Annotated in this window: 14 protein-coding genes and 1 pseudogene; 11 read left to right on the top strand and 4 right to left on the bottom strand. The window is 69.7% G+C overall.

Going from position 1 to position 17,291, the window contains the following annotated elements:
* Positions 1-16 precede the first annotated feature (16 nt).
* From NJE57_RS14860 to NJE57_RS14845, 4 genes and pseudogenes are all read left to right on the top strand, one after another.
* Entirely contained in the window at positions 17-592 is a 576-nt protein-coding gene (locus tag NJE57_RS14860) for a nuclear transport factor 2 family protein (RefSeq protein WP_319029291.1), read from the top strand.
* Positions 589-1,880, top strand: a pseudogene (locus NJE57_RS14855) (hypothetical protein). Before NJE57_RS14860 ends, NJE57_RS14855 begins: the two are co-directional and overlap by 4 nt.
* 48 nt (positions 1,881-1,928) lie before the next feature.
* The gene (locus NJE57_RS14850) at positions 1,929-3,602 is read left to right on the top strand and encodes an AMP-binding protein (RefSeq protein WP_319029290.1); all 1,674 of its coding nucleotides are present in this window, start codon (positions 1,929-1,931) and stop codon (positions 3,600-3,602) included.
* Positions 3,599-4,474: an SDR family oxidoreductase gene (locus NJE57_RS14845; RefSeq protein WP_319029289.1), complete on the top strand. Its 876-nt coding sequence runs from the start codon at positions 3,599-3,601 to the stop codon at positions 4,472-4,474. Before NJE57_RS14850 ends, NJE57_RS14845 begins: the two co-directional genes overlap by 4 nt.
* A gap of 162 nt (positions 4,475-4,636) precedes the next feature.
* Here NJE57_RS14845 and NJE57_RS14840 read toward each other — a convergent pair whose 3' ends face one another.
* Positions 4,637-6,385 (bottom strand): AMP-binding protein, encoded by a 1,749-nt coding sequence (locus tag NJE57_RS14840; protein WP_319029288.1) that lies wholly within the window; start codon positions 6,383-6,385, stop codon positions 4,637-4,639.
* A gap of 209 nt (positions 6,386-6,594) precedes the next feature.
* Here NJE57_RS14840 and NJE57_RS14835 point away from each other — a divergent pair, with 209 nt between their 5' ends.
* From NJE57_RS14835 to NJE57_RS14820, 4 genes are read left to right on the top strand one after another with little or no spacing between them, the layout of a single operon-like run.
* Positions 6,595-8,121 (top strand): CoA-acylating methylmalonate-semialdehyde dehydrogenase, encoded by a 1,527-nt coding sequence (locus NJE57_RS14835; protein ID WP_319029287.1) that lies wholly within the window; start codon positions 6,595-6,597, stop codon positions 8,119-8,121.
* A gap of 27 nt (positions 8,122-8,148) precedes the next feature.
* Entirely contained in the window at positions 8,149-9,324 is a 1,176-nt protein-coding gene (locus NJE57_RS14830; protein ID WP_319029286.1) for an acyl-CoA dehydrogenase family protein, read from the top strand.
* 2 nt (positions 9,325-9,326) lie between these two features.
* Positions 9,327-10,211, top strand: a complete 885-nt coding sequence (gene mmsB, locus NJE57_RS14825) for a 3-hydroxyisobutyrate dehydrogenase (protein WP_319029285.1) — start codon at positions 9,327-9,329, stop codon at positions 10,209-10,211.
* 24 nt (positions 10,212-10,235) lie between these two features.
* A complete protein-coding gene (locus NJE57_RS14820; protein ID WP_319029284.1) occupies positions 10,236-11,099 on the top strand; it encodes a LuxR C-terminal-related transcriptional regulator in 864 nt (287 codons plus the stop codon).
* Here NJE57_RS14820 and NJE57_RS14815 read toward each other — a convergent pair.
* On the bottom strand, positions 11,032-11,562 hold the full coding sequence (locus NJE57_RS14815; RefSeq protein ID WP_319029283.1) for a hypothetical protein: 531 nt from the start codon (positions 11,560-11,562) through the stop codon (positions 11,032-11,034). The two genes, NJE57_RS14820 and NJE57_RS14815, sit on opposite strands and share 68 nt — an antisense overlap.
* A gap of 256 nt (positions 11,563-11,818) precedes the next feature.
* Between NJE57_RS14815 and NJE57_RS14810 the strand changes: the two genes are divergently transcribed.
* The gene (locus NJE57_RS14810) at positions 11,819-13,288 is read left to right on the top strand and encodes an MFS transporter (RefSeq protein ID WP_319029282.1); all 1,470 of its coding nucleotides are present in this window, start codon (positions 11,819-11,821) and stop codon (positions 13,286-13,288) included.
* Between the two features lie 162 nt (positions 13,289-13,450).
* Here NJE57_RS14810 and NJE57_RS14805 read toward each other — a convergent pair whose 3' ends face one another.
* The gene (locus NJE57_RS14805; protein ID WP_319029281.1) at positions 13,451-13,957 is read right to left on the bottom strand and encodes a MarR family transcriptional regulator; all 507 of its coding nucleotides are present in this window, start codon (positions 13,955-13,957) and stop codon (positions 13,451-13,453) included.
* Between the two features lie 87 nt (positions 13,958-14,044).
* Between NJE57_RS14805 and NJE57_RS14800 the strand changes: the two genes are divergently transcribed.
* Together NJE57_RS14800 and NJE57_RS14795 are read left to right on the top strand one after the other, a co-directional pair.
* On the top strand, positions 14,045-14,239 hold the full coding sequence (locus tag NJE57_RS14800; protein WP_319029280.1) for a hypothetical protein: 195 nt from the start codon (positions 14,045-14,047) through the stop codon (positions 14,237-14,239).
* Positions 14,236-15,636 (top strand): acyclic terpene utilization AtuA family protein, encoded by a 1,401-nt coding sequence (locus tag NJE57_RS14795; protein ID WP_319029279.1) that lies wholly within the window; start codon positions 14,236-14,238, stop codon positions 15,634-15,636. Before NJE57_RS14800 ends, NJE57_RS14795 begins: the two co-directional genes overlap by 4 nt.
* Before the next feature lie 27 nt (positions 15,637-15,663).
* Here the strand turns inward: NJE57_RS14795 and NJE57_RS14790 are convergent, their stop codons facing one another.
* Entirely contained in the window at positions 15,664-17,271 is a 1,608-nt protein-coding gene (locus NJE57_RS14790) for a class I adenylate-forming enzyme family protein (RefSeq protein ID WP_319029278.1), read from the bottom strand.
* Positions 17,272-17,291: the final 20 nt, after the last annotated feature.

Raw genomic sequence — 17,291 nt, 5'->3', positions numbered from 1 at the left:
CCCAGGAGTGAATGACGTGACCCGATACGACCGAGCCGAGATCGCCGAGTTCGTGCAGCGCTGGATCGACGCCAACGCGAAGTGCGAGCAGGACAAGGACTGGACTCCACTGGCGGATTTCTACGCCGAGGACGCCACCTACGGCTGGAACTACGGCACCAAGGACGACTTCATGGCAGTCGGCCGCGACGAGATCCGCGACGTCGCGCTAGGCCAGGAGATGGCCGGGCTCGACGGCTGGGAGTACCCGTACATCCGGACGATCATCGACCCCGAGACGGGTGACGTCCTGTGCCTGTGGAAGCAGATCGCGCGCGACACCGTGGACCCGAAGACCGGCAAACCCTACGAGGTCCACGGGCTCGGCGGTTCGTGGTTCCTCTACAACGGCAACCAGCAGTGGGCGTGGCAACGGGACTTCTTCGACTTCGGCAATGTGGCGGACCTGTTCATGCGGATGTACGAGGCCGATGCGCTCACCCCCTCCATGAAGGAGCGGTTCGAGGCGGCCGGCGGGAAGCCGGCCGGCTGGTACCGCATCGAGGACAGTCCGGCCCCGATGTGGCCCGTGTCCACCCCGGACGAGGTCTGAGTCCGGTGGGCCCGGCCGACCGGACCGCACCCCGCGATCCCCTGGAGTCCCTGGAACACGCGCGGCTCGCACGGCTGCTCCCCGACCTCCTGCTGATCGGCCAACTCATCGACAGGGCCGGTATGCCGGCGCTGCTCGGTGAGTTCGGCGTGGAGGGCATGAGGGACGTGGCGATAGAGGAGTGGCAGGCCGCGAGCCCGCACTACACCCGCCGGATGAAGAAGGCACTGGGGATCACCGGCGACGGTGTCGCCGAGATCTTCAAGGGCTTCCAGCTGGACGTGGGGGCGCCACCGCAGTTCATGGATTTCCGGTACGGGGTCACCGACCACGACAACGGCGAGTTCTGGCTGGATCACTGCGGCGCCCTGATGGACGTCGAGCCCATGGGGGATCGGCTGACCCGCACCATGTGCCACGAGATCGAGGACCCGACGTTCCCCGCCACCGCGCTGGCCACCAACCCGCGTGCGGTCGTCGAGCCCATCCACCGGCCTCCCCGCAGCCCCGAGGGCCGGACCCCGCACTGCCACTGGACGGTGCGGATCGACCCCGAGGGCGACCCCTTCCCGGTCCCGGCGCCCGCGATCGAGACGGCCTCGAGCCGGCTCATCGAGTTCCGTTTCGACCCGCCCTCACCCCGGGACACCGCCGGCCAGGGAGAGCGTGACGACTACGCCGGGCCGCTGCTGTCTGATCTGATCTTCACCGAATTCACCTCTGCCGCACTCATCCGCGTCATCCGCGAGGTGTACCTCCAGATGCACCTTCTGGCGGTGGGGTTCCACCAGTCGGTGCGCCGGCGGTCGGACTCCGAGACCGCCGACCGGTTGCTCGCCTACCAGGCGACCGGGATCGCGGGCGTGGCGGCGGGCCGCATCCGCGACGTCCTCGGTGTCGACGGGGACGCGCACGGGCTGATCGCTGTGCTGGACCTGCACCCGCTGGCCGGCCCGACCGCCTACACGGGGTACTCCTCGTCGGTTTCCGAGGACGGCGCGAGCGTCACCGTCGCCTGGGACACCTCGGCGGAGGCGTTCGTCGACGACACCTGGAGCCACTGCTCGCCCGGGACGGTCTCCGCCCGCTCGCCGCGGCCGCCCAGGCCGTGAACCCGTACTGGACGGTCGAGCGCATCCCCTCCGACGGATCCCGGGTGGAGGCGGTCCTGCGTCTCGGCGACGAGCCCGCGAAGGAGTCCGACGAGGTGGCCGTCACCAGGATCAGCACCGGAGCCGCGTTCGACTTCGGGCCCGCCCGCACACCGCTGCCCATCACCCCTGTCTGAGTTCACCCTTTCCCCGCCGGACACACCCGAGAGCACCGAGGACACCGCATGGCACACAACCTGGCAGACCTCTTCGAACACGCCGTGGACGCCTACGGCGACGATCGCCTGGCGGTGGTGGAGGACGACCGCCGGCTGACCTACTCGGGCCTCGAGGCCGAGGCCAACCGGTGGGCCTCGGCGCTGTCCTCGCTCGGGGTGGGGGCCGGTGACCACGTCGGGGTGCACCTGCGCAACGGGGTGGACTGCCTGGCACTGATCCTCGGCGTCCTCAAACTGCGCGCGGTGACCATCAGCATCAACTACCGCTACTCGGGTCCGGAACTGCGCTACCTCTACGACTACTCGGACACCAGCGTGTTGGTGTTCCACCGGGAGTTCGGTGCCGCTGTGGCCGAGGCGGTCAGCGGGCTCGACGCCGTCCGTCACACGATCATGGTGGAGGACGGATCGGGCGTCGAGACCCTCCCGGACGGTGCTCTGCCCTCCCGCGAGATCCTCGACGCGGCCTCGCCGGAGCGTCCCCGGCTGGAGCGGAGCGGCGACGACCTCTACCTGGTGTTCACCGGCGGCACCACCGGGAAACCCAAGGGCGTGATGTGGCGCCGGGAGGATCTGTGGCGCAGCCTCGGTGGCGGGGCCGATTACCACACCGGTGAGCCCGTCCCGGACGAGTACCACCAGTCCAGGGCGGGCCTGGGCGGTGACCCCATGCGCTACCTCATCCTGCTCCCGCTCATACACACCTCGGGCATCATGCCCAGTTTCACCGGACTCTTCGCCGGCGGAACCATGCACTACCTCCCGCACTTCCGGGCGACAGATGTCCTGGAGGAGGTCGAGAGCGAGAAGATCCAGGTGGCGGTGGTCGCCGGCGACGCGATGGTCCGGCCGATCGTGGAACAGCTGCGGGAGACCGGCGCCGACACCTCGAGCATGTTCATGATCTCCTCCGGCGCGGCCCAGTTCTCCCCCTCGGTCAAGGCGGAGCTGTTGGGACTCCGGCCCGACCTGATGATCATGGACGCCTTCGGCTCATCGGAGAGCGGCTTCGGCGGCCTGGGCGTGGTCACCAAGGCGAATCTCGACGACGGGTCGTTGTTCACAGACCACGGCCCGCGGATCCCGCGCGGTACGACGCTGCAACTCGTGGACGACCTCGACGAACCCCTGCCCGACGACTCCGTGGAAATCGGATGGATCGTCAAGTCCGGGTACCAGCCGAGCGGCTACTACAAGGACGAGGCCAAGTCCGCCGAGACCTTCCGGGAGGTGGCCGGCAGCAGGCGGGTATTCACCGGAGACCGCGGACGCTATGACGGCCCGGAGACAATCATCATGCTCGGCCGGGCCAGCCAGGTGATCAACTCGGGCGGCGAGAAGATCTTCGCCGAGGAGGTCGAGGCCGCGCTTAAGGCGGTGGCAGGAATCGAGGACGCCGTGGTCTTCGGCGTACCGGACGAGCGTTTCGGACACCGTGTCGGTGCGGTCGTCCAGTGGGCGGACGGGGACTCCGCTGACGGGAACGCGGGTGACTTCACAGCCGTCGGCCTCGCTCTGCGCGAGCACCTTGCGGGCTTCAAAATCCCTGTGGCGTATTGGGCCGTCGAGCAGGTCGAGCGGCATCCCAGCAGCAAGACCGACTACGGATGGGCGCGCCGCCTGGTTGCGGAGCGCGCCCCCGACCACGACCGGCGGACGGAACCCGCCGGAACGGCGTGACCGGACTGAGGCTCGACGGGCGGGCCTTCGCCGTCACCGGGTCCTCCCGCGGGATCGGTGCGGCGGTGGCGGACGACCTCGCCGCCCGCGGCGCCGACGTGGTGCTCAACGGGCGCGACGAGGCGGCGCTGACGCAAAGGGTCGCCGAACTCGCCGCGCGGTCCGATGGGCGGATAGTCGGGGTCGCGGGTTCTGCTCATGAGCCCGCGGTGGCGGATGCGCTACTCGCGGCGGCTGCGGACGAGGGCTCGGTCGTGTCCGGGCTCATCACGTGCGCGGGCGCGCCGGAACCGGCGGGGTCGTCGATCCTCACCGTCTCGCACGAGGAGTTCGGCGGTCTCATGGACGCACACCTCGGGACGGTGTTCGCCCCGTGCCGTGTATTCGCGCCACACTTCGCCTCGGCCGGATCGGGTGCGATCGTCACCACCTCGTCGTTCGCGTGGAAGGGCGACTACGGCGGCACCGGATACCCGGCCGGCAAAGGCGCTGTCACCTCACTGACCATGGCGATCGCGGCCGAGCTCGCCGAGTACGGGGTGCGTGCGAACGTGGTGTGCCCGGGCGCCCGGACCCGCCTGTCGACCGGCGAGGCCTACGAGGAGCAGATCCGCGAACTGGGTCGCAGGGGCATGCTCGACGAGCTCAGCGTGGCCGGAGCGCTCGACCCGGGCGGCCCCGAGTACGTGGCGCAGCTCTACACCTATCTGGTGTCGGAGCTGTCCGCCGGCGTGACGGGCGGGGTGTTCGCCGGTGCGGGCGGGTTCATCGGACGGTTCCCGACCCCCGAGGCCCGGATCCTGGCCTACCGCGACTTCCACGACAGCCCGCCGTGGACCCCCGAGGAGATCGACGGGTTCGTCCGGGCCTGAGCGCTATCGGGAGCTGCTCGAGACGCGTTCGGGACGGACTGCGTGGCCGACACCGGCTCGCCCCGTCTAGTGGTCGATCCCGTTCGCGTCGTCTCAGGACACCGGGGGCAGGTGAGGTGCATATGTGACCACTCGCGGAGACGGCCGGGACCCGGCGAGTCGTCAGCGCAGCGCGTCCTCCCGGAACTCCCCGGGGAAGTCCACCGACGGGCCGTTCTCGCTCTCGCCCCTGCGCAGCTCGACCCGTCGGATCTTGCCGGAGATGGTCTTGGGCAGGTCGGTGAACTGGAGGCGGCGGACCCGCTTGTAGCCGGCGAGGTGCGTGCGCGAGTACTCGAAGATCTGGCGCGCGGTGTCCTCGGTCGGCTCCCAGCCGCCGGCCAGGACGACGAACGCCTTGGGCACACTCAGCCGCACCGGATCCGGGGAGGGCACGACCGCCGCCTCGGCGACGGCCGGATGCTCCAGCAGGACCGACTCCAGTTCGAACGGGGAGATCCGGTAGTCGGAGGACTTGAACACGTCGTCGGTGCGGCCGACGTAGGTGATGTAGCCCTCGGAGTCCCGTGAACCGACGTCGCCGGTGTGGTAGAAACCGTCCGCGTACGCGGCGTCGGTGCGCTCGGCATCACCGTGGTATCCGACCATCAGGCCGAGCGGTCGGGGGTCCAGGCGCAGGCAGATCTCGCCCTCCGCCCCGGTGCCCGTGACCTCCTGTCCCGTGGCCGGGTCCACCAACGCCACGTCGAAGCCGGGGCACGGGCGGCCCATGGACCCGTCCTTGATGGGCTGGCCCGGGGTGTTGGCGATCTGCACGGTGGTCTCGGTCTGGCCGAAGCCGTCGCGGATCGTCACCCCCCACGCGTCGCGGACCCGGCCGATCACCTCGGGGTTCAGCGGCTCCCCGGCGCCCACGGCCAGTCGCGGCGGCGTCATGAGCTGGCTGAGGTCCGCCTGGATGAGCAGGCGCCACACCGTGGGCGGGCAGCACAGACTGGTCACCCCGCACCGGTCCATCTCGCGCATCATCGCCGTGGCGTCGAAGCGTGAGTAGTTGTAGATGAACACGCACGACCCGGCGATCCACGGGGTGAACACGTTGGACCAGGCGTGCTTGGCCCAGCCGGGCGAGGACACGTTGAGGTGGACGTCCCCGGGCTGGAGGCCGATCCAGTACATGGTGGACAGGTGGCCGGCCGGGTACGAGGCGTGGGTGTGCTCGACGAGCTTGGGCTTGCTGGTGGTCCCCGACGTGAAGTAGAGCAGCAGGGTGTCGTCGGCGCGGGTGATGTGGCTGGGCTCGAAGTCCGGGGAGGCGTCCATCGCCGCGGCGAGGTCGGTCCAGCCGTCGGGAGCGCTCCCGGTGGCGTCGCCGGCGTCGGCGCGGCCGACCGAGAACCGCTGGTAGTCGCCGGAGATGTCGGCGAAGCGGTCGGCGAGCTCAGAGCGGGCGATCACGTGCTTGATCCCGCCGCGGGCGATCCGGTCGCGCAGGTCGCCCTCGGCGAGCAGCGTGGTGGCGGGGATGACCACGGCGCCGAGCTTGATGACGGCCAGCATGACGTCCCACAGTTCGACCTGGTTGGCCAGCATCAGCAGGATCCGGTCGCCGGGCTCCACGCCGCGGGCCCGCAGCCAGTTGGCGGTGCGGTCCGAGCGGATCCGCATCTCGTCGAAGGAGTACTTCGCCTCGCTGGGGGCCCCGCCACCGTCGTGTTCCTCGACGATCCACAGCGCGGGGTCGGTGTTGCCCTCGGCCTGGACGTCGAACCAGTTGAGCGCCCAGTTCCACTCGTCGAGCTCGGGCCAGCTGAAGCCGGCCCGCGCCGCGTCGTAGTCGTTCGCGTTGGCCTGCAGGAAGTCGCGGGCGGTGCGGAATCTGGTGGTGGCGTCGGTGGCGATCGGGGCCATGAAATCTCCTGATAGCGGACATGGGGAGTGAGTCAGCTCACAGTATGGGCGCGCGGGGAGGTGGCGGTACACCCGAAAGGGGAGGGGTGGGGGCACCGCAGGGCGCCGCCCCTGGATTACTAGGAGATGCAAGTATAGGGTGATGGGCATCACGGGAGAAGTGGCGCGCGGGCATTCGGGCACCGCGGCCCCACGACGAAGGGATGTCCATGTCGGATCTCAGGCAGATCGAGCACTACATCAACGGCGAGAGGGTCACCGCGACGGGCGGGCGGAGCCACGAGGTGCTCAACCCGAGCACCGGCAAGGCGCAGGCCGTGGTGCCGTTGGCATCGACCGCCGAGGTCGACGACGTGATCGCCAAGGCCGCCGAGGCGCAGAAGGCGTGGGCCGCACAGAACCCGCAGAAGCGCGCCCGCGTGCTCATGCGTTTCGTCGCCCTCGTCAACGAGAACATGGACGAGCTGGCCGAACTGCTGGCGATCGAGCACGGAAAGACCACCCCGGACGCGAAGGGCGACATCCAGCGCGGCCTCGAGGTCGTCGAGTTCGCGATCGGTATCCCGCACCTGCTCAAGGGTGAGTTCACCGAGAACGCCGGCACGGGAGTGGACGTGTACTCCATGCGTCAGCCTCTCGGTGTGGTCGCCGGCATCACGCCGTTCAACTTCCCGGCCATGATCCCGCTGTGGAAGGCCGGCCCGGCGATCGCCTGCGGCAACGCGTTCGTCCTCAAGCCCTCCGAGCGCGATCCCTCCGTCCCGGTCCGGCTGGCCGAGCTCTTCACCGAGGCGGGCCTGCCCGACGGCATCTTCCAGGTCGTCCACGGCGACAAGGAGGCCGTGGACGCGATCCTGAACAGCGACACGATCCAGGCCGTAGGGTTCGTCGGATCCACGCCCATCGCGCAGTACATCTACGAGAACGCGGCCCGCACCGGTAAGCGGGCGCAGTGCTTCGGTGGCGCCAAGAACCACGCGGTCATCATGCCGGACGCGGACATGGAGCAGGTGGCCGACGCCCTGGTCGGAGCCGGTTTCGGCTCGGCCGGCGAGCGCTGCATGGCCATCTCGGTCGCCGTCCCGGTGGGGGAGGGCACGGCCGAGGCGCTGCTGGAGAAGCTGCTGCCCAAGGTCAAGGCGCTCAAGGTGGGCCACAGCCACGACCCGCAGTCCGACTACGGCCCGCTGGTGACCCCCGAGTCCAAGGCCCGCGTGCTGGACTACATCGACCAGGGCGAGAAGGCCGGCGCGGAGCTCCTCGTCGACGGCCGGGGCGTCGGGGGCTACACGAATGAGTTCAACGGCGAGGACATCTCCGGCGGCTACTACGTCGGCCCCACGCTCATGGACAAGGTCACCCCGGACATGAGTGTCTACACCGACGAGATCTTCGGCCCCGTCCTCGTGGTGGTCCGCGCCAAGGACTACGACGAGGCCCTGCGCCTGCCCAACGAGCACGAGTACGGCAACGGCGTGGCCATCTTCACCCGCGACGGCGACGCGGCCCGCGAGTTCGTGTCCAACGTCCAGGTGGGCATGGTCGGAGTCAACGTGCCGATCCCGGTGCCGATCGCGTACCACACCTTCGGTGGCTGGAAGAAGTCCGGCTTCGGCGACCTCAACCAGCACGGCCCGGAGTCGATCAAGTTCTACTCCAAGGTCAAGACGGTCACCCAGCGCTGGCCCTCCGGCATCAAGGACGGCGCCGAGTTCGTCATCCCCACGATGGACTGATCGGGCATCGCCACGAGAGGAACACCCATGTTCACCCTTGATGACGACGACAAGGTCATCGTCGACACCGCCTACGACTTCTCGGTCAAGCGGATCGCGCCCAAGGCGCAGGAGTGGGACGCGACCCACCACTTCCCCAAGGACGTCCTCCGCGAGGCGGCCGAGATGGGGATGGGCGCCATCTATATCTCGGAGGACGTCGGGGGCAGCGGGATGCGTCGCCTGGACGGTGTCCGGATCTTCGAGCAGCTCGCCCGGGGATGCCCGTCAGTGGCCGCGTACCTGTCCATCCACAACATGTGTGTGTGGATGGTCGACGAGTTCGGCACCGAGGAACAGCGCCACGAGTGGATCCCGCGCATGGCGTCCCTGGAGCTGTTCGCGAGCTACTGCCTCACCGAACCGGGCGCCGGTTCGGACGCGGCCGCGCTGCGGACCAGGGCCGTGAAGGAGGGCGAGGGCGAGAGCGCCGAGTACGTCCTCACCGGCACCAAGCAGTTCATCTCCGGTGGCGGACAGTCCGACGTCTACGTGGTGATGGCGCGCACCGGCGAGGCCGGGGCCAAGGGCATCTCGGCGTTCCTCGTCCCGGCGGACTCCGACGGACTGAGCTTCGGACCCGACGAGCAGAAGATGGGCTGGAACGCCCAGCCCACCGCGCAGGTGATCATGGAGGGCGTGCGCGTCCCGGCCGCCAACCTCATCGGTGGCGCCGACTCCGGCGGGGAGGGACTCGGGTTCACCATCGCCATGCGGGGGCTCAACGGCGGGCGCATCAACATCGCCGCCTGCTCGCTGGGCGGCGCGCAGGACGCGTACTCGCGGGCCGTCGCCCATGTGCGCGACCGGGAAGCCTTCGGCGGCGCGTTGATCGACGAGCCGACGATCCGCTTCACGCTCGCCGAGATGGCCACCGAGTTGGAGGCGAGTCGGCTCATGCTGTGGCGGGCCGCCGCATCGCTCGACGCCAAGGAGCCGGACCACGTCGAGCAGTGCGCCATGGCGAAGCTCTTCGTCACCGACCACTGCTTCGACATCGCGGACCGGGCGTTGCAACTGTTCGGCGGGTACGGGTACCTGGCCGAGTACGGAATCGAGAAGATCGTGCGAGATCTCCGGGTGCACCGCATCCTGGAGGGGACCAACGAGATCATGCGTGTCGTCGTCGGCCGGGCCGTCGCCGCGCGCGGACTGGGAGCGTAGTAATGACCACCATTGCTTTTCTGGGGCTCGGCAACATGGGCGGGCCCATGGCCGCGAACCTGGTGGGTGCCGGGCACGAGGTCCGCGGATTCGACCCTGTCGGGGCCGCTCAGGAGGCCGCGCGCACCGCTGGGGTGACCGTGTGCGACTCGCCGGCCGAGGCGGTCCGCGGCTCGTCGGTGGTCATCACCATGCTGCCCAACGGCGCGCTCGTGACGTCGACCTACGCCGAGGTGCTGGGCGAGGCGGAGAAGGGCACGCTCTTCATCGACTCGTCCACCATCTCGGTCGACGACGCCCGAGCGGTCCACGCGAGTGCCGTCGACGCGGGGATGCTGCAGGTCGACGCCCCCGTGTCCGGCGGGGTCAAGGGTGCGACCGCCGGCACGCTGGCGTTCATGGTCGGCGGGGAGGACGAGGCGTTCGCCGCCGCGGAGCCCGTGCTCGAGCCGATGGCGGGCAAGGTCATCCACTGTGGTGGCACGGGTGCCGGCCAGGCCGCCAAGGTCTGCAACAACATGGTGCTCGCGGTGCACCAGATCGCGATCGGCGAGGCGTTCGTGCTCGCGGAGCGGCTGGGGCTGGAGCACCAGGCCCTGTTCGACGTGGTCACCGGCGCCACCGGTAACAGTTGGGCGCTGCACACCAACTGCCCCGTCCCCGGACCGGTCCCCACCTCGCCCGCCAACAACGACTTCACGCCCGGATTCGCCACGGCCCTGATGAACAAGGACCTGGGGCTCGCGGTCGCGGCGCTGGAGAGCACGGGTACGGTCGCACCGCTCGGCGCGGCCGCCGCTGCCCTGTACGACGAGTTCGCCCAGGACCACGGTGGCCAGGACTTCAGCGCTATCATCACCAGTATCCGCGACTCCTCGCGGGGCTGACCCCTCCACTCTCGGGAGATCGCCATGTCCACCCTTCGACCCAAGGATTCAGACGCAGTCCTCAGTGCGCTTCGCAAGGTTCGGAGCGAGACCGGAATCCCGATCGCCTTCGCCGGTGAGGCCGACGGCGAGACGGCCAGGTTGACCCGCTTCATCGGTGCCCGCACCGACTCGATGCAGGGGCTCGCCGTGGCCAAGGGTCGGGGGCTCGGCGGTCACGTCATGGCCTCGGGTCGTCCGGCGATGGTCCGCGACTACGAGGACTGCTCCAACATCACCCGCGACTACGCCCACGCGGTCGAGCGCGAGGGTCTGAGGGCGATCATCTCGGTGCCGGTCATGGTCTCGGGGGTGGCACGGACGATCCTGTACGGCTCGGTGCGAATGGCCACCCAACTCGGGGACCAGGTGTCCAAGTCGTTCGTCTCCGCCGCGACCGATCTGGCCGCGGAGTTCGAGGTCCGTGACGAGGTGGACCGTCGGCTGCGGATGTCGGACCTCGCCGCGGCCGAGCACAGCGTGGGCCTCGAGACGACGGACCGCGAACAGCTGCGCGCCCTCCACGGGGAGCTGCGGGCCATCGCCGCAGAACTCGGTGACCCCGCCCTGCGTGACAGGCTCCTGGCCGCCGGCTCGGCGCTGGCGGGGGTGGGCCGGACTCCCGAGGCGGGAGGGGACGCGGTCCCGGCGCAGTCGGTCCTGTCCCCGCGGGAGATCGATGTCCTCGCCCAGGTGGCCCTCGGCTGTTCCAACGCCGAGGTGGGTGCCCGCCTGTCCCTGTCCCCCGAGACGATCAAGGCGTACCTGCGGAACATCGGTATCAAGCTGGGCACGCGGTCGCGGATGGAGTCCGTGGCGCGCGCCCGCCTGCTCGGCGTCCTGCTCTGATCGATCCGACCGGGGCCCTGGTGCCCCGCAGGCGGGTTCGGTGCAGTTCGGTCCCCGTCCCGCGGCGCTCCCAGCCGGCCGACATGGTCTCGAGTTCCTCCGCGACGATCTCCGCGAACCCCGCGACCCGGTCGTCGTCGTATGCCATGTCGGCGAGTGCGTTCTTGCGCACGGCGTGCGCGTGTCCGTCGAGTCCGTGGACTGCGCCGCCGCCGAACAGGGGCAGTCGGATGAACGCCGGCATCGCCCCCTCACGAGAGAACTTCTCGGAGTCGTAGAAATCGCGCACCGCCTCGGTGCCGCGGATGAGCAGCGCGGGCCGGCCCATGAGCCGCAGTCGGACGGGGACCTGCGAGACGGAGGGAACCCCGGCGCGCTGCCGGATGCGGGAGGCGAACAGGTAACCGGATCGCAGGAACTCGAGGGACTGGTCGCGGAGCATCTGGCCGTTGCTGGACGTCATCTGTGTCTCCCACTGGCTCGGGGGTGCGTTCTCGACCGACACCCTAGGAGTGACGGGGGTTCCGGGCATCCGGTCCTCCGCGGCCTCCGCGGGTGTGGCCCGGATCACGACCCCTCTACTTTCGGGTGTACCGAGTGTGGTGGCCATCACATACTGTTTGCTCCAATCGACGTTGATGCGTCGGCGATCACCCGCCTCGCCGGAGGTCCGATACCCGGCGAACCTGACAAGACTGGAGTTTGTCTTGACGCAGTCCATGAACACCCCACCGGGGGACGCGGCACCGCGGTCCTCAACAGTTGCACCGGTCAAGCCCAAGACCTCGCTGAAGAAGGTCGCCGCGGCGTCCTCGATCGGCACCACGATCGAGTGGTACGACTTCTTCATCTACGGCACCGCTGCCGCACTGGTCTTCCCGACCCTGTTCTTCCCGGGCCAGGAACCCGCGGCAGCGACGCTGTCCTCGTTCGCGACGTTCGCCGTCGCCTTCTTCGCTCGTCCCGTCGGCGCGGCGATCTTCGGTCACTTCGGTGACCGGATCGGCCGCAAGAACACGCTCGTGTGGACGCTCATCATCATGGGCGTGGCGACCGTGTTCATCGGCCTGCTACCCGGTTATGAGACCGGGGCGTTCGGTGTCTTCGAGGGCGGTATCGGGATCTGGGCGCCGATCCTGCTCGTCATGTGCCGCTTCTTCCAGGGCTTTGCCGTCGGTGGGGAGTGGGCTGGTGCGACCCTCCTCACGGCCGAGTACGCGCCGCAGGGCAAGCGCGGGATGATGGGCATGTGGCCACAGCTGGGCGTAGCCTTCGCGTTCTTCCTGTCCTCGGGCACGTTCCTGCTGTTCTCCCTCATCGCGGGTTCCGGTGCGGACGTCAACAGCCCGTTCATTCAGTACGGCTGGCGCATCCCGTTCCTGCTCTCCGCCGTCCTCGTCCTGGTCGGCCTGTGGATCCGTCTCACTGTCGAGGAGACCCCGGTCTTCCGCCAGAACCAGGAGCGCGACGCCAGGGAGGCCGCCGCGACGCTGGCCGCGGACAAGGCCGCGAACAGGGCCCCGGCCCCCAAGACGCTCCCGTTCGCGGACGCTCTCCGTTATCAGTGGAAGGAGATCCTCATCGCCGGTGGCGCGCTCACCTCGCTGTTCTCCCTCTTCTACATGGGCACCTCGTTCCTGACGAGCTACGCCACCGGGACCCTCGGACACTCGCGCCCGTTCGTCCTCGGCATGGGCATGATCGCCGCACTCGTCTTCGGTGCCGCCATCGCGCTGTCGGCGCTGTTCTCGGATCGCATCGGTCGCCGGAAGGTCATCGGCACCTCGGTCGGGCTGGCGGTTCTGTGGACGATGTTCATCTTCCCGATCCTGGACACCGGTTCGACCTTCGCGTTCGGGTTGGTCCTGTTCGTCACGCTGATCATCTTCGGTATCGCCTACGGTCCGGCCGGCGCGCTGCTGCCCGAGTTGTTCCAGTCCCGCTACCGCTACACCGGTGCCGGACTCGGCTACAACCTCGCCGGCATCCTCGGTGGCGCACTGCCGCCGCTGGCCGCCGCCAAGATGATCGGCGACGGGAACACGCTCGGTGTCGGGATCATGCTCTGTGCGCTGTCCGTGATGTCGTTCATCTGCATCCTGCTCATGAAGGAATCGAGCAAGAACGTGATGCATGCCGATACCGAGGACGTCGCGAAGTCCGACGCCTTCGCCTCCGAGGTGCCGTGACCCGGTCCTGACGCTCTCGCGTCACCCACCGTCACACGGTTCCATCCCACGAACAGCCGCGCCCGGCCCCACCCGAGAGGGGGCCGGGCGCGGTGCTGTGTCCGTAGGGGCCCGGAGCGACCCGGGAACGGTGGGCGGCGCCCGGCCGGTGGAGCGCGGTCGTCAGAAGTCGCCGGCGGTCTGGCGTAGTGAGGAGATGGCCTCGATCAACGCCAGCTGGTCGGACTGGTCCATCCCCGGATCGGAGAACACGCCGGCGTTGAGCGCGGCGGTGGCCTCGGAGACCACCCGCCTGCCCTCGGCGGTGATCTCCACCAGGGTCGTACGGCCGTCGGTGGGGTGGGGACGACGCTCCACGAGTCCGGCGTCCAGGAGACGCTTCATGGCGCTGGTGACGCTGGTGACGTGCACCTGCAGCCGCTCGGAGGCCTTGGTGATGGGAAGTGCGCCGGACCGCGAGAAGGCCAGCAACCGGAGGAGCTCGTAGCGGGGGAACGACAGGTTCCACGGCCGCAGTGTCTCCTCCACCCGCGCCAACAGGATCTGGTGCGCACGCATCACCGAGGTCACGACGGTCATCCCCTGTGCCGCGTCGGTCCATCCCTCGCGCTCCCAGTTGGCGCGGGCCTGGTCGATGCGGTCGGGGATCGGGGCGGTCCTGGGGGGCACGGCTCACTCCTGGAGGACACGGCGGGCGATGGGTCAGGTGAGTCTATCGGTACCGACCCCGCGTGTCCGGGACGACGAGCGAGACCGATGTCGGTGAGAGGGATCGACCCCGCCCACGAGGGTGGCCCCCGGATCCTCCACCGCGTCGAGGGCCGATCGGCCGCGGGCGACACTGCGCATATGCTCGGGGAAGCGTTCGCGTTCCACGCCCGCCCGGTCGACACGGGGAGCATGCTGGGGACGGTGGACGCCCCGATCGAGAAGGAGCCGCAGGATCGATGACGAGCACCCAGAGCCCGCTGCGTATCGGCAACGTCTCCGCCTCGCGGACCGACCGTGCCACCGCGACCGCGGAGTTCCTCGCGGCCGCGTCCTTGGACGTCCTCGCGGTGGACATGCTCTCGGACGAGGCCGTGCTCGAGCTCGCCGAACAGAGTTCGGCGGGAGGGCCGGGCCACGAACGCGCGTTGCTCGTCCAGTTGGGGGAATGCCTCGATCTGATCGGCGATGCGGGCGTGCGGATCGTCACCAACGCCGGCGCCCTCGATCCGGGCGGATTGGCCGCGTCCCTGCGCTCCATGGCCGCCGAGGCCGGTGTCGAGCTGTCGGTGGCATCGGTCGACTCGGGTGTCGTCACCGATCGTGCCGCCGCGCTCGGCCTCGGTGAGGTCGACGTCGCGACCGTTCGTCACGGGGCGTTCGGGATCGCACGTACGCTCGCTGCGGGCGCGAACGTCGTCGTCACCGGTCGCGTCAGCCGCGAGGCGCTGGTCACGGGCGCCGCGGCGGCTCATCACGGGTGGACCGCCTCGGCCCTGGACGCACTCGCCGGTTCCGTGGCGGTGGGTCACGTGCTCTCCGGCGGCCCGGGTGCGACGGGCGTGGTCGACTCCTCCACCGACGTCACCCGCACGACCGACCCGGTGACCGGTGGCTATCCGATCGCCGAGATCGCGGCAGACGGCTCGGCGGTCGTCACGCGCCATCCCTCGGCGTTCGGGTCCGTCACCGTGGGGACCGTCACCGACCAGCTCCTCGACGGGGTCGCGGGAGCCCGGTACGCGGCTCCCGACGTGGTCCTGCGTCTCGACTCCGTCCGGCTGGCCCAGGAGGGCACCGACCGGGTCCGCATGAGCGGTGCCCGGGGCGAACCGGCGCCACCGGTCGTGGCGGTGGTGGGCATGGCCAGGGGCCCCGGGCGTCCCCGGCGTATCGCCCGCGCCCTGGCGCAGGAGGAGGCCGGGCACGCCGTGGTCCTCCCCGGCGGCGAGCGGGTCACCGTGCCGGTCCCGGTGGAGACCGCCGACGTCGGCCCCGGTGAGCTCCCCACCCCGTGGACGCCGGGCGCGGTTCCCGGCGGGGTCCCGGTCACGTCCGTGCTGGGCTCGGTCGCCAGCGTGCATCGGGGAGTCGTCGGTCGCGGGGTCAATATCGCGGTGTGGACCTGGGACGATTCCGCGTTCGCCTGGCTGGCCGGCGAGCTCACCGTGGACCGCTTCCGCGAACTCCTGCCGGACCTCGAGGGCATGGAGACCCACCTCTATCTGCTGCCCAACCTCCGGGCCGTCAACCTCGTGGCCCGCCCCCCGCGCGGCTCCGAGGTCGTCGCCGGACTGGGGTCGGACCTCGCCTCGGCCCGCCTGGGGATCCCGGGTGAGTTGCTCGAGGTCGGTCCCTGAGCGTTCGACTCGACCGCTGAGCTCCGGTCACGTCCTCCCGCGCAGCTCCACCTTCCGGATCTTGCCCGTGGCGGTGCGCGGGATGGAGTCGGTGATCACGACGTAGCGCGGGCGGTGCGAGGAGGGGAGCCGGTCGGCGCCGAACTCCTTGACGGAGTCGATCAGCTCGGCGTCGGAAGGTGCACCCCCGGCGGGAACCACCACGGCGGTCACGAGTTCGCCCCACGTCGGGTCCGGCCGGCCCACGCACGCGACCTCGGCGACGTGCGGGTGGTCGAGGAGGACCCGCTCGACGTGGAGCGAGCTCACGTTCTCCCCGCCGGACTTGACGATGTCCTTGACCCGGTCGGTGAACCACACCACGCCCTCGGAATCGATCCGCCCCAGGTCGCCGGAGTGCAGGTGGCCGCCCACGAACGCCTCGGCGTTGGCCTCCGGGTTGTTCCAGTACCCCTCCATCACCGTGGGGCCGCGGTAGGCGATCTCGCCGTCGGTGTCGGCGTCCAGGAGTTGGTCGCCGCCCGGCTCGCAGATCCGGTTCTGGGCGATCGGCGTGGGGTATCCCCACGAGTCCGATTTGTCGGGGTTGAGCTCGGGCCACTGCATCACGGTGGCCGGTGTGCACTCACTCATGCCGGAGCCCAGGACGATCCTGGCGTGCGGCAACGCGGCCTCGAGCCGTCTGCGCATCGCGTCGGACATCGGTGCCATGGCGTACAGCAGGACCTCGATCGACGAGTAGTCGAGACCGCGGTCCGTGCCGTCGGCGAGCGCCTCCAGCATGAGTGGGAGGCCGACGAGGTGGGTGGCCCGGACCCTGGCGACGGTGTCGGCGTACTGCGCGGGGTCGAACCCGGGAAGGAGGTGGACCGTCGCGCCCATGGTGATGGAGGGGACCAGGACACCGTTGAGGGCGGCGGTGTGGAACAGGGGGAGTGGGCAGACGGTCACCGAACCCTGCGCGCCCCAGGCCAGACCGAAGACCGCGGCGTTGCCCAACCCCGCCATGGTCACCGCGAGATGGGAGGTCAGCACACCCTTCGGGCGCGAGGTGGTGCCGGAGGAGTAGAGGCACTGCACCACCTGGCGGTCGGCGATCACGGTGTCCGGGTCGGAGTCGTCCGCCGAGAGCAGATCGTCCCACCCGATCAGTGCGGGACCGTCGTTCCCGGCCTCCAGTCCGTCCGGGACACCCCCGATGACGACGACGGTGCGGATCGCAGGGATGGCCGCGACCGCCCCCATCACCAATTCCGCGAGTGAGCGGTGGACCAGCAGGACGCGCGTACCGGAGTCGGTCAGGGCGTGCGCGATGTTGTCCAGCCCGGACAGGAGGTTGATGGGCAGCGAGACCATCCCGGCCTTGGCGGTGCCGAAGTACGCCGCCACGAACTCGCGACAGTTGGTCGACAGGATCGACACCGGTTCCTCCTCCTCGATCCCCAGCTCCACGAGCCCGTGCGCCATCCGGTTGGCGACGGACTCGAGTTCTGCGTACGTCCACGAGCCCGCGTCGTCCGTGACCGCCGTCCGGCGCGAGAAGGTGGCCGCCGCTCGGGTGGGCACGTCGCCCACCGAGCAGCGGCGGGCCAGGGCGTGGTCGACGGGGTCCATTCCGGTGAGGTCCAGGCGCACGATGTCTCCAAGAGGGGTCG

This window comes from Dietzia sp. PP-33 (assembly GCF_033790845.1).
In the GTDB taxonomy this organism is placed as follows: Bacteria; Actinomycetota; Actinomycetes; order Mycobacteriales; family Mycobacteriaceae; genus Dietzia.
The sequence above is the reverse complement of the archived record's forward strand: the minus strand, read 5'-3'. Positions and strand labels throughout refer to the sequence as shown.

Excerpts from the sequence above, each read along its gene's own strand:
- NJE57_RS14815 (WP_319029283.1), bottom strand. The coding sequence starts at position 11,562 with ATGACGTCCAGCAACGGCCAGATGCTCCGCGACCAGTCCCTCGAGTTC.
- NJE57_RS14820 (WP_319029284.1), top strand. The coding sequence starts at position 10,236 with ATGTCCACCCTTCGACCCAAGGATTCAGACGCAGTCCTCAGTGCGCTT.
- NJE57_RS14830 (WP_319029286.1), top strand. The coding sequence starts at position 8,149 with ATGTTCACCCTTGATGACGACGACAAGGTCATCGTCGACACCGCCTAC.
- NJE57_RS14835 (WP_319029287.1), top strand. The coding sequence starts at position 6,595 with ATGTCGGATCTCAGGCAGATCGAGCACTACATCAACGGCGAGAGGGTC.
- NJE57_RS14810 (WP_319029282.1), top strand. The coding sequence starts at position 11,819 with ATGAACACCCCACCGGGGGACGCGGCACCGCGGTCCTCAACAGTTGCA.
- mmsB (WP_319029285.1), top strand. The coding sequence starts at position 9,327 with ATGACCACCATTGCTTTTCTGGGGCTCGGCAACATGGGCGGGCCCATG.
- NJE57_RS14850 (WP_319029290.1), top strand. The coding sequence starts at position 1,929 with ATGGCACACAACCTGGCAGACCTCTTCGAACACGCCGTGGACGCCTAC.
- NJE57_RS14800 (WP_319029280.1), top strand. The coding sequence starts at position 14,045 with ATGTCGGTGAGAGGGATCGACCCCGCCCACGAGGGTGGCCCCCGGATC.
- NJE57_RS14795 (WP_319029279.1), top strand. The coding sequence starts at position 14,236 with ATGACGAGCACCCAGAGCCCGCTGCGTATCGGCAACGTCTCCGCCTCG.
- NJE57_RS14840 (WP_319029288.1), bottom strand. The coding sequence starts at position 6,385 with ATGGCCCCGATCGCCACCGACGCCACCACCAGATTCCGCACCGCCCGC.